At 44.7% G+C, this 13,428-nt stretch carries 17 protein-coding genes; 8 read left to right on the top strand and 9 right to left on the bottom strand.

What is annotated here, in order from left to right:
• Window positions 1-442: 442 nt before the first annotated feature.
• From FC83_RS10800 to FC83_RS10780, 6 genes are all read right to left on the bottom strand, one after another.
• Window positions 443-1,138 carry a hypothetical protein gene (locus FC83_RS10800; RefSeq protein WP_052004783.1) on the bottom strand — a complete coding sequence of 232 codons (696 nt, stop codon included), beginning with the start codon at window positions 1,136-1,138 and terminating at the stop codon, window positions 443-445.
• Between the two features lie 254 nt (window positions 1,139-1,392).
• Window positions 1,393-2,094 (bottom strand): DUF1129 domain-containing protein, encoded by a 702-nt coding sequence (locus FC83_RS10795; protein WP_035453863.1) that lies wholly within the window; start codon window positions 2,092-2,094, stop codon window positions 1,393-1,395.
• Window positions 2,076-2,222, bottom strand: coding sequence for a hypothetical protein (locus FC83_RS17095; RefSeq protein ID WP_156405596.1), 147 nt, complete (start codon window positions 2,220-2,222; stop codon window positions 2,076-2,078). Before FC83_RS17095 ends, FC83_RS10795 begins: the two co-directional genes overlap by 19 nt.
• Window positions 2,212-2,556 (bottom strand): PadR family transcriptional regulator, encoded by a 345-nt coding sequence (locus tag FC83_RS10790; protein ID WP_035453861.1) that lies wholly within the window; start codon window positions 2,554-2,556, stop codon window positions 2,212-2,214. Before FC83_RS10790 ends, FC83_RS17095 begins: the two co-directional genes overlap by 11 nt.
• A 151-nt stretch (window positions 2,557-2,707) precedes the next feature.
• A complete protein-coding gene (locus FC83_RS10785) occupies window positions 2,708-3,388 on the bottom strand; it encodes a type 1 glutamine amidotransferase domain-containing protein (protein ID WP_035453858.1) in 681 nt (226 codons plus the stop codon).
• Window positions 3,389-3,724 (bottom strand): ArsR/SmtB family transcription factor, encoded by a 336-nt coding sequence (locus FC83_RS10780; protein ID WP_035453855.1) that lies wholly within the window; start codon window positions 3,722-3,724, stop codon window positions 3,389-3,391. It abuts the gene before it with no gap.
• 176 nt (window positions 3,725-3,900) lie between these two features.
• Between FC83_RS10780 and FC83_RS10775 the strand changes: the two genes are divergently transcribed.
• A complete protein-coding gene (locus tag FC83_RS10775; RefSeq protein WP_200868863.1) occupies window positions 3,901-4,899 on the top strand; it encodes an NADP-dependent oxidoreductase in 999 nt (332 codons plus the stop codon).
• 59 nt (window positions 4,900-4,958) lie between these two features.
• On the opposite strand, the gene FC83_RS10770 is transcribed toward FC83_RS10775, so the two are convergent.
• Window positions 4,959-6,149: an MFS transporter gene (locus FC83_RS10770; RefSeq protein WP_057002770.1), complete on the bottom strand. Its 1,191-nt coding sequence runs from the start codon at window positions 6,147-6,149 to the stop codon at window positions 4,959-4,961.
• A gap of 157 nt (window positions 6,150-6,306) precedes the next feature.
• A complete protein-coding gene (locus FC83_RS10765) occupies window positions 6,307-6,864 on the bottom strand; it encodes a hypothetical protein (protein WP_035453844.1) in 558 nt (185 codons plus the stop codon).
• Between the two features lie 371 nt (window positions 6,865-7,235).
• Between FC83_RS10765 and ahpC the strand changes: the two genes are divergently transcribed.
• The 5 genes from ahpC to FC83_RS10740 all read left to right on the top strand — a co-directional run bounded on the left by ahpC (window position 7,236) and on the right by FC83_RS10740 (window position 11,385).
• Window positions 7,236-7,799, top strand: a complete 564-nt coding sequence (gene ahpC / locus FC83_RS10760; protein ID WP_035453841.1) for an alkyl hydroperoxide reductase subunit C — start codon at window positions 7,236-7,238, stop codon at window positions 7,797-7,799.
• Between the two features lie 18 nt (window positions 7,800-7,817).
• Window positions 7,818-9,506: an FAD-dependent oxidoreductase gene (locus FC83_RS10755; protein ID WP_035453838.1), complete on the top strand. Its 1,689-nt coding sequence runs from the start codon at window positions 7,818-7,820 to the stop codon at window positions 9,504-9,506.
• Between the two features lie 137 nt (window positions 9,507-9,643).
• Window positions 9,644-9,976, top strand: a complete 333-nt coding sequence (locus FC83_RS10750; RefSeq protein WP_035453835.1) for a hypothetical protein — start codon at window positions 9,644-9,646, stop codon at window positions 9,974-9,976.
• A gap of 106 nt (window positions 9,977-10,082) precedes the next feature.
• Window positions 10,083-10,496 (top strand): MarR family winged helix-turn-helix transcriptional regulator, encoded by a 414-nt coding sequence (locus tag FC83_RS10745; protein WP_035453832.1) that lies wholly within the window; start codon window positions 10,083-10,085, stop codon window positions 10,494-10,496.
• A 4-nt stretch (window positions 10,497-10,500) separates the two neighbouring features.
• Window positions 10,501-11,385: an SDR family oxidoreductase gene (locus FC83_RS10740; protein ID WP_152537758.1), complete on the top strand. Its 885-nt coding sequence runs from the start codon at window positions 10,501-10,503 to the stop codon at window positions 11,383-11,385.
• Window positions 11,386-11,436: 51 nt separating this feature from the next.
• On the opposite strand, the gene FC83_RS10735 is transcribed toward FC83_RS10740, so the two are convergent.
• The gene (locus FC83_RS10735) at window positions 11,437-12,159 is read right to left on the bottom strand and encodes a hypothetical protein (protein ID WP_035453826.1); all 723 of its coding nucleotides are present in this window, start codon (window positions 12,157-12,159) and stop codon (window positions 11,437-11,439) included.
• 373 nt (window positions 12,160-12,532) lie between these two features.
• On the opposite strand from FC83_RS10735, the gene FC83_RS17460 reads away from it, so the two are divergent.
• Window positions 12,533-12,796, top strand: coding sequence for a formate/nitrite transporter family protein (locus FC83_RS17460; protein WP_235184399.1), 264 nt, complete (start codon window positions 12,533-12,535; stop codon window positions 12,794-12,796).
• Window positions 12,726-13,364: a formate/nitrite transporter family protein gene (locus FC83_RS10730; protein WP_235184398.1), complete on the top strand. Its 639-nt coding sequence runs from the start codon at window positions 12,726-12,728 to the stop codon at window positions 13,362-13,364. The genes FC83_RS17460 and FC83_RS10730 overlap by 71 nt, the downstream gene beginning before the upstream one ends.
• Window positions 13,365-13,428: the final 64 nt, after the last annotated feature.

The raw sequence follows: 13,428 nt of genomic DNA, 5'->3' as shown, positions 1-13,428 counted from the left end.
ATTGCAGGCTGAGCGATATTGTTCACTGGTCTCCTGAAATTTAGCGGCATCAGCAGTGTTATCCAGTTTAAGTTTAGCCTTTACCGTTAGACTTAACAGCATTTTAATCACCCCTTAACCTTATAGTTATTATAACTTATACAACAACTACAAAGGAAGAAATGTGCTCAAAATAGGCACATATTTATAAACTGTTTGAGTTCTTCGAACTCAAACGGAATTCCTCACGGGATTTCAATCCCGTGAGGAATTCCGATACTCTCATGAACAAGAATTACCAATATTATCCTAAAATGAAAGATATGCCAGTTCGCTATAATTCGTGGAAAACGCCTTGAGAAAAAGCCTTTTGAGAACCTAGAAATGAATGGATTTCTAGATGGTCTCAGAAGGCTTTTTGTAAGGAGAATGAAGTCAATATGCTTTGAGATGTATTTCCTACCTAGCGTAGCTTCAAGGTCACATCATAATCATGGAAATTAGTCGTATCATTAAAACTAACACCATCATAATGGGCATCCCACTTCAGCCGAATCGACTTAATCGCCTTAGGATCATCCATGGCAGTCAAGAAGAAGACCACGTTGCCAGCTTTAGTGACATCTTTGGCGATATCGCCGTCGAAAGTATCACTTGAATAACTGTCAGCATTAACTTGCTGCCCGTCACTGGTTACCAGCACACCTTGGGTAGGGTACATGGTAATGTCTTGACTGGGGGAAATATTGAAATGAACCACCACCATGCCGCGATAAATTCGATCGTTTTCATCTTCTGAAGTGATTGGTCTAATTTTGAGGACTTTGACCTGATCGATTTTCACATCTGTACCACCCCAGGATAAATCCAGAAAATTCGGTTGATAGGTGGCGCTCTTTAGAACTGTGGCTTCACCGTCGTTAAACTTTACAGCCGTTGTTTTGGTTGACGCTTTAGGTTCACTTAGTGTGGGGGTATTGTGGGTTTGTCGTGTCACATCTGCTGCAGTTGTCGCCGGGATGGCGGTTATTTTTGGAACAACGATAAATAATAGTAAAATAATGGCGGCCACTCCAAACCACCATACTTGCCGAGGTGTGCTTTGGGGGTGATGGGGATAAGTTTGCTGATGCTTAGGCCAGACCGCTTGCTTTTTCATGCTAATTTTCCTCCAGATATGTGTTCAACCTGATTTTGCTTATTTGTTATAAAGGTCACAACACTTCCCAGTAATTGACTGAATAACAGCACTAGCAACCAGGACATTTTGCGACGTCATGTAAAAATAATACTTCGTAAAAGGTTAGCAAACTTTGGCTTTTTTAGTCAAAGGACAATTGGGCGAATATGTCCTGTCAGATTTCAGACGCCACAAAAAAAGCACCAGCCAACGCTGATGCTTCAATTTAGAATTTAATCAGAATGTCGGCGCAGATACCACCACGTGCCCCCGCCACCGATAATTGCGGCTAGGACCATGGCCACATACAAGAGCCATTTATAATTGCCGAAATTAACGGGTTGATTCAAAATTGTACTAATACCAGGTAAGCGAGTGGCAATGCCCAAGACCACATAAAACAACAGCCAGCCAATGAGTAGTTTCGTCCCCAAATCGCGTTTTCTTAGCCTGATCAACAGTGCAATGCCAATCAGTAACAAGATAAATAGGCCAATTAAAATGCCAAGTTCTGGCAGGCGAGTTTTAAAGGGGGTCCGAATGAAAATCGAACCACCGATAAGGGCCGCATAAAGTAAGCCAGCGCCAATACCCAGGCCGATTTTTTGCGGTCGTTTGAATTTAATAAAGGCCAAGGTGCCAAAGACCCACAGGACCACCCAAGCAAGCAAAATGGCGGCCACTGAAATAATTAAAATACGGCCGTAATCAATGGGAGCATTAGGGCGGACTAAATCGGGGATGCTCATAATTAACAACATGAAAATAAATAGTTTCAGATTAAATAAAATAAACGTGCCCGGTTGGCGGGGAATGGCGTCAAGCAGGGCTTTGGCAGTGACAGCCGGTTCATGGCCGAAATAATCCGCCGCGCTTTGACCGTGATTTTGGGCGTCGATCAAATCCTGGAGAATTTCTAAGAGACTTTGTTCCACGACCTGGTCATCTTTAAAAAAGCACGACCGCGAACATAGACAATAATAGCTTCATAATAAGTCCGGTTTTCTGGGGTCAATTGTTGGCGTAATACCAGATTTTGCTGGCTAAAGGCATCAGTTTTCATCGAGGGCCTCCTTTTGCATAAGGGTGGCAACATTATTGGTCAGCGTAGACCACTGGGCGATGAACTCGTCTCTGGCCTGCTTGCCAGCTGCCGTAATAACATAGTATTTGCGCGTGGGGCCATCTGGAGAAGGTTGGCGCTCACTTTTTAAAAGCTGCTTTTTTTCCATGGTGAGTAAAAGTGGGTAAATTGTACCTTTAGGGATATCGGCAAAGCCAAAGGTGCTAAGGGCTTCACTGATGGCGTAACCATAGAGCTTTTGCCGGCTTAACAAGATCAGCAAACAGCCCTGCAAAGTGCCTTTCAATAGTTGGGTATTTAAATCGTTAGCCACAACATCCCCTCCAATCCACTAGTATGTATTACCAATTAGATTATACAATGGCTCAGCTAACTTGTAAAGCAAACTAGTCTGATTTTTCAGACAACTAAATAGCCGACTAATTGTGCGATATTTCGGCGCAATCAAGTCGGCTATGCTAGTGTTATTTTGATAAATTTTGCAACAATAATTTGGCCACTGCGGCGGGTGAAAAAGGATTTTGACCAGTGATCAACTGACCGTCTTGCACGGCAAAAGAACCATAGGCCCGGACTTTTTGAAAATTAGCGCCATGTTCTTTAGCGGCTTGTTCACTCAGGAAAGGGACGACTTTACGCTTGCCGCTGAGACGTTCCTCCATATTGGTAAAGCCGGTGATTTTCTTGTTGGCGATCAGGTATTGGCCGTCATCATCTTTAAGATTCACTAAACCCACGATACCGTGGCATACCGATGTTAAATAACCCCCCTGATGATAAATGGCCAAGCTTAAGCGCTGCAGATCAGGGTTGTCCGGGAAGTCCCACATGACCCCGTGGCCGCCGGTGAAGTAGATGGCGGCATAGTCGGCGGGATTCACGTCTTTGGCCGCCAGGGAATGGGTCAGGGCCCGCTGTTGAAAATCGGGATCATTATAGACCTTCATGATTTCTGGATTGGTATATTTCATACTCCGGGGGTCCAGGGGGACAAAGCCACCCTTGGGACTGACGTAATCCACGTGGATACCCGCAGCTTGCAGTGGCGCCACAAATTCAGTGGCTTCACCCAACCAAAGTCCGGTGGGGTCGGCAGTCTTACCGTAATGGGTCGTATTGGTTAAAACCACTAGTACTTTTTGCATTTATTGTTGCCCGCTTTCTGTCATCACTTGATTGATATCATTTAATAAGGTTTGTAGTTGCTTGATTTGCGGCACCTTTTGGGATAAGAAGTAATAATTTTTAGTGCCCTCATTGCGGACGCTGATCAAACCAATATCTTTGAGAATTTTTAAATGGTGGGAGACGGCTGGGCGGGACAACTTGGTGGCATCGGTCAAGTCGTTGACCCGCAGGCCGACACAGGCTTTATCCTTCATCAGGGCCACTAAAATAGCTTGGCGTTTTTCATCCCCCAGGGCGATCAAAAACTCACTGAGATTGCTAAATTCTTTTTTGATTCGGGTCAAGTCGTGCATGCGTATTACTCCTTTTATTGGTTCATCACTTTAAACCATTAAACCATCATCACTATGAATTGTCAACGATTTAACATGAAGAAATTAATTTGACAAATGACACAGAAATAAATATGATTCAATTAATGGTTTAAACAATTAAACGATAGGAGCACCCATAGATGATACCAAAAACAATGTTAGCTGCAACAATTGATCACTACGGCCAACAGGCCTTGAGTCTGCGGCAAATGCCCATGCCAACAATGCAGCCGGGCGATGTGTTGGTCAAAATTCACGCTGCCAGCCTCAATCCCATTGATTTCAAAACCATGGCTGGGGATTTAAAAATGCTATTACCCTACACCATGCCCTTGATTATCGGCAGTGATTTTGCCGGTGAAATTATCAAAGTTGGTCCTCGAGTCCACCAGTTTCAGGTGGGGGATAAGGTCTATGGTCGGGTTCAAAAAAATCGAATTGGGACCTTTGCCGAATACATTGCTGTGGATCCAGCGGACATCGCCATCATGCCTAAAAATCTCAGTTATGAAACTGCCGCGGCCGTGCCGCTGGTGGGGTTGACTGCCTATCAAGCGTTAACGGATTATATGCATGTCCAAAAGGGCGATAAGCTGCTGGTTCAAGCCGGTTCCGGCGGTATTGGGACCTTTACCTTACAACTGGCTAAAACGCTAGGGGTGTACACCGCAACCACCACCAGTGCTAAAAATGTCGATTTAGTGCGGGAACTTGGGGCAAATGAAGTGATCGATTATCACCAAACCGATTTCACCCAGGTCTTACAAAACTACGATTATGTATTTGACACCTTAGGTGGGGACAATTTAGCCAAAGCTTTTCAAATCCTTAAGCCCGGGGGACAAGTTGTCTCCCTTTCCGGGTTACCGGATCCTGAATTCGCCAAGGATTATGGCTTAAACATTTTCAAACGGCTGGGGCTTTATGTCCTGACCACCAAACTGCGACGGCTGGCCAAGCAGGCCAAAGTGCGCTACCGGTTTTTATTCATGCAACCCAGTGGCCGCCAACTGGCCGCAATCACCCAATTGATCGAGGCGGGTAAAATCAAGCCGGTCATTGATCGGGTGGTGCCCTTTGAAAATAGCCAGGAAGCTCTAGACTATGCCAAATCTGGTCGCGCCCGGGGAAAAATTATCCTTAAAATAACGTAAAAAAAGCGCTGGGGGACTTGAATTAACAAGTGACCAACGTTTTAGAAAAAAAGTGCGATTTAAGAAGCCGCAACTTTTGTGGATTTTTGTTTAAAATTGTACCAGAGAATTAAGCCTAACAGGACCAGGATGACCCAAGTGCTGTGGGCAAAGATGCCTTTGAGTTGGGGACTGCTGCCCTGCAAGAGGTTGGCGAAGAATGGTGAGGTAAAGTTGGCCAAGTTCGTACAGATCATCATCATGGTGGACACGAGATTGGCCTTGGCCACATCGGCGGCCTGGGCGCTTTCCCCAAAAAGCATGGGGATAAAGATTCCGAAGCTAAAGCCCACGGCAAAGGCCCCTAGGGTCGCCAACACCAAATTGGCCACGAAGCCATAACACAGATAACCCACTAACATCAATAGACCGGCCAACAAGAGGACTTGGCGCTGCAGCCAAGTGTATAGGCGGCCATAGACCACCCCGGCGATGATGGTGGCTAAGGACATCAGGCCCACTAAAAGGCTGCCGGTATTGGCAGAACCGATGGCGCTGTCCACCAGATAAGTGGGGATTTTAACCGTGGCGATCATGTAAAACACCATGAGGATGAAGACGATCAGGCCGCAAGCGGCGATTTTGGCCCAATTGGTGGCTTTTGGGGCAACTTGCTGCTGGCTTGTGCCTTTGTTTTCAATGGCAATATCGGGGACATAGCGATGGTAGAACCACAAAATGGGGATAGCCACCGCATAAATCAGAAAGGCCGCCCGCCAGTGAATGAACATTAAGCCGGCCACTAAAATGGACCCGCCCATGGCCCCTAAACCTTGAAAGGAATTTTCCAGGCCTAATAGGCGTTCTTGCTCAGGCCCTTTATATGTAAAGGTAATTAAACTCATGGCCAAGGGATTATACATGCCGATCCCAATCCCCAGCAGGGCTCTAGAGGCCAGTAATAGCCAAATGTTGGGTGCCAGCAGACTGCACAGTGTTGAGATTGTGACCAAAACCAACCCCAACTCCACGGTCTTTTTCGTGCCAATGGCTTTAATGATCCACAACCCCAAGAAAACGAACAGGGCCATGGTAAAAGATGGTAAGGTGGATATCAAATCGATGGTCGTATGGGAAACAGCAGGATAGGCTTTGCTGATGGCTGGGAGTGTCGGTGAGACGATGCCGGGAGTCATGGTTAATAGTGAGATGGACAAAATACCGAGGGCTTCTTTTTTACCTTGGGGATCAGACTGTGTCGGACTATTCATAAACGGCAACGAACCTTTCTATATAAATCTGCCATAAGTATAGCACATATTGGAACGGTCCAATTATTTATTCGAATAAATTTTAAAAGCGACCAGCTCGTGATTGAGTTAGTCGCTTTTAAAATTGTGTGCGGGTATCTAAAGCAAATATGGCAGCTTACATGGCGATTTCCACGGAACCATCCCAATAGGCCTGATATAAATGGGAACGATACTCAGATGCACCCCAGTCGATTGGTGTTTCATCCACCCACATATATTTGTTGCCGTCCCCATAATCCGTCCAAGGTTCGGGATCAACCGTGTTGCCATAAATGTCATAGTTGCTGTTTTCAATATCACCATATTTCGCAACGACGTTTAGGATCGCATCCCAGCGATTGTTAACAGGAATTTTAACTTGATTGGCTTGGACCCATTGATTACCGCCTAGCCAGTAATAATAACCATCATAGCGCCGGGTATAACCAAATGTCCGCCACTGGGAGTTTTTAGGCAATACCCGATCGAATTGTTTATTGCCATCATTGCCGGTGAAGAGATTGGCGCCCCAAATACCATCGACGGTCACCACTGTGTTATAGGCATAAAAGGTATCATTGGTTCGAAAAGCCGCCTGAACTTTATGGTGCTCAGACTGAGGTATCAATAAGGTACCAACCGTTGCCAGTGTAACCGCCGTTAAAATTGCGACAAAAAATTGCTTGAACTTCATGCTAGTGCCCTCCAAAGATATATTAGTTAATAGGCTCAGCAGCATAATGCCGTCAGCAGCAGACGACAAGATACGAATTGAATTTAAACTATTAACATCATAACTATAACGGAAACTGGACAAGATGTTAGGTACAATAACGGCATTTTGTCCCAGTAAATAGGGCTATATGTATGAGAAGATGATAGTTAGTAATTAAAGATAGGAAAGAATATTTTAGGCTGATTGCAAACAAACGATAATGATTACCATTAGCGAGTGATTTCAAAATAATTCCAATAATTTTTAAAAGTTAGGCTTGATTAACATCGCTATTTTCATTATACTTGAGTAGTAAACAATAATTATTATAAATAAGGGGGATTTATCTCATGAACTACATTAATCAAGAATTACCAGAATTTACGGTGAATGCTTACCAAAAAGGTGACACCCATCAAGTGACTAAGCAAGATGTCTTAGGCAAATGGGCCGTTTTCTTCTTCTATCCTGCTGACTTCTCCTTTGTTTGTCCCACAGAATTAGGGGATTTACAAGATCATTACGCTGACTTCCAAAAAGCCAACTGTGAAGTTTACACCGTTTCAGAAGACTCAGAATTTGTACATAAAGCCTGGGCTGAAGCTACGGATACCATCGGTAAGGTGCAATATCCAATGTTAGCTGACCCAGCTGGGAAATTAGCCCGCTTCTTCGATGTCTTAGATGAAGATGCTGGCCAAGCTTTCCGGGGCGTATTCATTATTGACCCTGAAGGTAAGATCAAGTCTTACACCATTAACGACATGGGCATTGGCCGTAACGCTGGTGAAATTGTTCGTACCCTAGAAGCTGCCCAATTTGTAGCTGAACACGGCGACAAAGTTTGCCCAGCTAACTGGCATCCTGGTGAAGAAACCATCACACCAAGCTTAGATCTTGTTGGCAAGATTTAAGTAAAGGGCGTGGTGTAAATGAGCGATACCAAGCAGATTTTTGACATCATTATCGTTGGCGCTGGCCCCGCTGGGTTATCTGCCGGTATTTATGCCGGCCGGGCAACGTTGAACACGTTAGTCTTGGAAGCTGATCAAGTGGGGGGCCAAGTGACCACCACCTCCGTAGTCATGAACTATCCGGCTGCCCCTCAAATCAGTGGGACTAAGTTAATGCAGCAAATGGCCCAACAAGCCGACGATTTTGGCGTGACCATTGCCAACGACACCATCACTGGCCTAGACTTAGCCGGGGATGTGAAGGTACTCCATGGTAAGAAACAAGATTATCGCGCTTATAGTGTGATCTTAGCCACCGGTGCCAAGCCACGGGAGGTTGGTTTCCCCGGGGAAAGCGAATTTCGTGGCAAGGGTATTGCCTATTGTTCTACCTGTGATGGGGAATTATTCAGTGGCTTACAAGTGTTCGTTGTGGGTGGTGGCTATGCTGCTGCTGAAGAGGCCGACTATTTGACCCGTTACGCGCGCCATGTAACGGTGTTATGTCGCGCCGATGCGTTGACTTGTGCCCCGTTAACGGCCGCCAAGGCTTTGAATAATCCTAAAGTTGATATCAAATATCACACAGAAGTGGTTGGCGTCAGTGGGCAAGATTACTTGGAGACAGCAACTTTTAAGGACACGCATACCGGGGCAAAGACCCAATATAAAGTCGCTGATGGGGACATGACTTTTGGCATGTTTATCTACGTAGGTACCAAACCAGCCACAGCCATGTTCAAGGATCAAATTAATTGTAACGCCCAAGGCTATGTCTTAGTGGATGCTGAACAAAAGACCAATGTACCTGGGGTTTACGCCGCAGGGGATGTGGTTGCCAAGGATTTGCGGCAAATTATCACCGCTGCCAGTGATGGGGCCACTGCGGCCACCACTGCTGAGCATTATGTGACGGCTTTGAAGCAAAAACTCAATATTCCGTTACATCCCGTCAAACCAAAACCTAAAGCAGCACCTAAAGATATGGGCCAAAGTACACAAATTTCTGAAGCAAGTGCCCCAGAACCAGCCCATGCCGGGGCTTGGTTCTCCAGTGAAATCAAGCAACAATTACAACCAATTTTTGCCCGGCTAACTGATAATGTGACGCTACAGCTGTTAGATGATAGCTCCACCAAAGCCCAGACATTATTAGGCTTTGCCCAGGAATTCGTAGCCATGGATGAGCATCTCAGTTTAAAGGTTACCAAGCAGTATCCAGAAAATGTTCGGGTACCAGCCATTCAATTGTTAAACGCCCAGGGGCAACCCACTGGTATTCAGTTCAGTGGCATTCCTAGTGGTCATGAATTGAATTCATTAGTATTAGCTATCTATAATTTAGCTGGTCCTGGCCAAGCTGTGGATCCACAATTAAAGCAACGGATTGAACAATTACCACAACTACAGATTGAAATTGGCGTGGCCTTAACCTGCCATTTCTGTCCAGACGTGGTGGCCGCTTGTCAGCACATGGCCGTGATCAATCCGAAAATCAGTGCCGAAATGATCGACTTACAAGAATTTCCGGCTTATCGCAAAGACCACCATATTATGAGCGTCCCAGCAACCCGCATTAACGATGGCGAGACCATCTTCGGTAGTCAAACGCTGGAACAATTAGTGGCCGCTTGCGAAGCCCAGGCCCAAGTTAAAGCCGAAGTTTAACCAATAATTTCAAAGCACATCTGAAAAGAACATCCAGTAAACAGGACAGCCGCTGTTGAATTGGATGTTTTTTTCGTTGCCAATTTACTAATAATATGGCTTAATAAAGATACTTCAAAGAACAAGGAGTCTAGAAATTGTTATACTACTTATGCGCCATTATCACTACTTTCAGTGCTTTAATGAGTTGCGGTTTTGCTGTGGCTGCCCGTAATACAGCGGACACCAACTTCAAAGCACGACGCAATGCCAATTACGTCCTAGCAAGAAGCTTTAGCCTGCTGTTGGGTGCTATTGGGACGCTCTTCTTAGTTAACCGGGGCTATCTGGTGACCATCACGGGCCTACTAATTTTGATACAGGCGCTGGATGGCTATATTGCTCGGCTGGACGGCGGGGTCCGGACTTGGTTACCCAGGGCGCTGGCATTAGGAAATACGTTTATTTTAGTCATCTATTTAGCGGCATAACTTCTGGCAGGGCATCACAACCCACCGGAAGTTTTTTAATTAAATTTGACTTTAATGGCTAAAATAGTTAGTGTACGAACTAGATGATTTTATGGGGAGTTTTGAAATGAACACAGGTTATTTACTGATGAATATTGCCAAACAACTGCGGCATAACTTAAATCAGGCCTTGGCTAGTTTTGATATGACCAGTCAACAGTGGGCCGTTTTGCAACAACTGGTTATGAACCAAGGGGCAACGCAACTGACGGCCAGCCAGTTAGCGGTGCAATTGGATATGGACAAACCCACGTTATCAGGTATTATTGGACGTTTAACTAAGAAGGGGTTATTGACTTTAGCCGCTGATCCCAATGACGGTCGCCGGAAAATTTTGACGCTGACTGCCAATGGTTGGGAGAAAGTAGAAGTTTTCCAAAATATTAGCAACCAAGTTTTAAAACAATGTCTGCAACGGTTAACGACCGCTGAACAAAATGAATTGAACCAACTACTGAATCGCTTAAATGGAGGTTATTAATAATTTGAAACAAATTTTAGTCATCGGAGGGACTGGCAATATAGGTTTTCCTTTGATCAAAACATTAATGCAACAAGCCGATGTGGAGGTGGTTGCCGGGGCGCATCATTTAGCCCAAGATACCACCACACTCTTGGCGAAATTGGGATATTTGGACATTCGCCGTTTTGATTTCTTAGATCCCACCACTTTCCCAGGGGCTTTAAAGGGGATAGATAAGATTTTCTTCGTGCGACCACCCCAATTGGGCAAGCCCAAAACTGATATGCGGCCGTTTTTAACCTATGCCAAGACTCAAAACATCAAGCAAATTGTTTTCGTATCTTTACTGGGGGTGGATAAGAATTCCATGACGCCCCACCATAAAATTGAAAAGATAATTGCAAAACTAGGGCTGCCTTACACCTTTATTCGCCCTAGTTTCTTTATGCAGAATTTAAGCAGTACCCATCTAAAAGATATTCAACAACACCATGATTTATTTATTCCTGGGGGCCAAGCTAAGACTAGCTTTATTGATACCCGGGACATTGGTGCCGTGGCGGCTGCTGCGTTAACGCAGCCCAAGTATATGGGGCAAAAAATCGATATTACTGGTCCAGCTGCTTTAACTTATGACCAGGTGGCAGCCATTATGACCCGAATCCTAGGGGAAAAGATCACCTATAGCCAACCCAGTCTGCTGAAATTTCGCCGGACAGTGATTCAGCGGGGCACGCCCAAAGCCTTCGCCAATGTGATGACCATGCTGTATTTCATTACGCAAATGGGCAATGCCAATGAAGTTAATGGCAACGTGGTGGCGATTTTAGGCCGGGAACCCATCAAATTTGAAACTTTTGTTCAGGATTATCGTGGCGTTTTTTTAGGTAAAAAGGCTAGTTATTAGGCAGATGCTGACATAAAAAACGATAGGCATTTTTGCTTATCGTCAACAAGGCTAATTGGAACTATCTGTATTTAAATGAATAATACTTTGTCCCCAGGTAACATGTGGGTCGTAGCGGTTTAACCGGACAACGGTGCCATCGCCATAGACGACCCAGGCATCCCCCAGGTAAGCTGGGGAAATATTCGCCGTGCTGAGTACAAAGCGATCTTGGAGGATAGTGTAGTTTGAACCATAGTAGTCATTGACATCCGATTCATAGGTATCTAAGTAAATAAAGAGGTCACCCATTCCATTCATAACTCTTAAGACTTCCCGCATGTATGCTTTGCCCCCAACGATATTATTGGGGTCAGTCGTTGCCACAATGTAATCAATATCATGGGTCAAGACGTTCAATTGGGCATCATCCGCACTACTGACCGGGACTTTTACTTGGTCTGCTTGGACCCATTGATCGCCGCCCACATCAAAGTAATAACCATCGGTGCGACGGGTATAGCCATAGATTTGCCATTGGGAATTGACTGGCAGGACCCGGTCAAATTGTTTGTCAGGGGTATTTTGATCAAAGAGATTGGCACCCCACTGGCCGTTGACCGTTGCCACGGATTGATAGGGGTAATAGGTATCCAATGTGTCATACTTTGAATAGAACAAGGGAACGTCCGTGGCAGGGTAAGCCTGAACTGTTTCACTTTTATATAACAGTAAGGGCAGCAAGAGTAATGTTGTCAAAGTGGCTATGAAGGCTTTGAATCGGATTGATTTCATCAAGAGATGCCTAACTTTCTAATTTTAAAATAAGTAAAAACTTAACCTTAGATTAATAAGACTACGTGAATTTTGCAAATAAATTTTCTTTTAGCAGGTGAAAATCCAGGCATTTTACCGCTAATCATGCTATTATTTTGTTAAGTAAGTAACAAATCAGGGCATTCCCTAGGTTTAAGGGAACCTGTTGACTAAATCTGGAAGCGCTTTATAATCAGATATATATAAAATATTTTTTTATATAAAAATTTTTATTTAGTAACGCTGATCGGAACTTCTTGCCGACGAATGGCCACTTTTGGAGTAAATTTGAGACCTAAAAAAGTTGCTGTTATAAAACAGTACATATTAGGATCTCAACGAGGAGGACGCAATGCATAGTATTACAACGAGTGAGACAATCGACGTATTGTCAGAAAAATCTGTGGGAAAGAGTCATTTAGGGCTTGGCAAGCTAATGTTCTTGGGAATCATGGCTGGGGCGTATATCGCCATTGGTTATTTGGCGTTTATCCGGGTATCAGGTAGTACCCCGAAGGAATGGGGCAGTTTTTCAACTTTCCTAGGTGGGTGCTTGTTTATTCCCAATTGGCTTATTAGCTATCACATTTTTGGGTGGGGAGTTAGTCACCGGTAACATGATGGTGATGACTTTCGGTTTTATGAAGCGCAAAGTGTCATTATTCGCAGTTATTAAAAACTGGATCTTGGTATTATTCGCCAACTGTGTTGGTGGGGCTTTAGTAGGTTATTTCTTCGGTCACGTGACTGGTTTGACTGAAGGGGCTTTTGCGGCTAAGACTATCGCCGTGGCCACGGCCAAACTAGCTGATTCACCATTAGCCATGGTGGTATCTGGTGTGGGCTGTAACATTTTAGTTTGTATGGCCATTTTCATCGGGGCGATGAGTAAAGACTTCTTTGGGAAGATTTTTGGGATCTGGTTCCCAATCATGATCTTCGTTGTCTGCGGTTTTCAGCACGTGGTGGCCAACGCCTTTATCCTGGCAGCAGGAGTATTTGCTGGCGCTGGCTTCACAGCAGGACAATTGATCCAGAATATTTTATTAGTCTTCTTAGGCAATGCTATTGGCGGGTCGTTATTCATGGCGGTACCAGTGTACTTTGCCAATCGTCAAGCAAAACCAGCACCAACACCAGCGGCAGAAAAAGTTGAAGACGCTAGTCAACATGCCACAGCTTAACTTTAAAATTTGGCAGATTGCAAGAAATAACTTGAACAAATTTAGTAACGCAGATCACGCAAAA

The organism is Agrilactobacillus composti DSM 18527 = JCM 14202 (assembly GCF_001436375.1).
Lineage (GTDB): Bacteria > Bacillota > Bacilli > Lactobacillales > Lactobacillaceae > Agrilactobacillus > Agrilactobacillus composti.
The sequence above is the reverse complement of the archived record's forward strand: the minus strand, read 5'-3'. Positions and strand labels throughout refer to the sequence as shown.

Excerpts from the sequence above, each read along its gene's own strand:
- FC83_RS10800 (WP_052004783.1), bottom strand. The coding sequence starts at position 1,138 with ATGAAAAAGCAAGCGGTCTGGCCTAAGCATCAGCAAACTTATCCCCAT.
- FC83_RS10765 (WP_035453844.1), bottom strand. The coding sequence starts at position 6,864 with ATGAAGTTCAAGCAATTTTTTGTCGCAATTTTAACGGCGGTTACACTG.
- FC83_RS10745 (WP_035453832.1), top strand. The coding sequence starts at position 10,083 with ATGAACACAGGTTATTTACTGATGAATATTGCCAAACAACTGCGGCAT.
- FC83_RS10780 (WP_035453855.1), bottom strand. The coding sequence starts at position 3,724 with ATGCACGACTTGACCCGAATCAAAAAAGAATTTAGCAATCTCAGTGAG.
- ahpC (WP_035453841.1), top strand. The coding sequence starts at position 7,236 with ATGAACTACATTAATCAAGAATTACCAGAATTTACGGTGAATGCTTAC.
- FC83_RS10755 (WP_035453838.1), top strand. The coding sequence starts at position 7,818 with ATGAGCGATACCAAGCAGATTTTTGACATCATTATCGTTGGCGCTGGC.
- FC83_RS10735 (WP_035453826.1), bottom strand. The coding sequence starts at position 12,159 with ATGAAATCAATCCGATTCAAAGCCTTCATAGCCACTTTGACAACATTA.
- FC83_RS17095 (WP_156405596.1), bottom strand. The coding sequence starts at position 2,222 with ATGAAAACTGATGCCTTTAGCCAGCAAAATCTGGTATTACGCCAACAA.
- FC83_RS17460 (WP_235184399.1), top strand. The coding sequence starts at position 12,533 with ATGCATAGTATTACAACGAGTGAGACAATCGACGTATTGTCAGAAAAA.
- FC83_RS10775 (WP_200868863.1), top strand. The coding sequence starts at position 3,901 with ATGTTAGCTGCAACAATTGATCACTACGGCCAACAGGCCTTGAGTCTG.
- FC83_RS10785 (WP_035453858.1), bottom strand. The coding sequence starts at position 3,388 with ATGCAAAAAGTACTAGTGGTTTTAACCAATACGACCCATTACGGTAAG.
- FC83_RS10770 (WP_057002770.1), bottom strand. The coding sequence starts at position 6,149 with ATGAATAGTCCGACACAGTCTGATCCCCAAGGTAAAAAAGAAGCCCTC.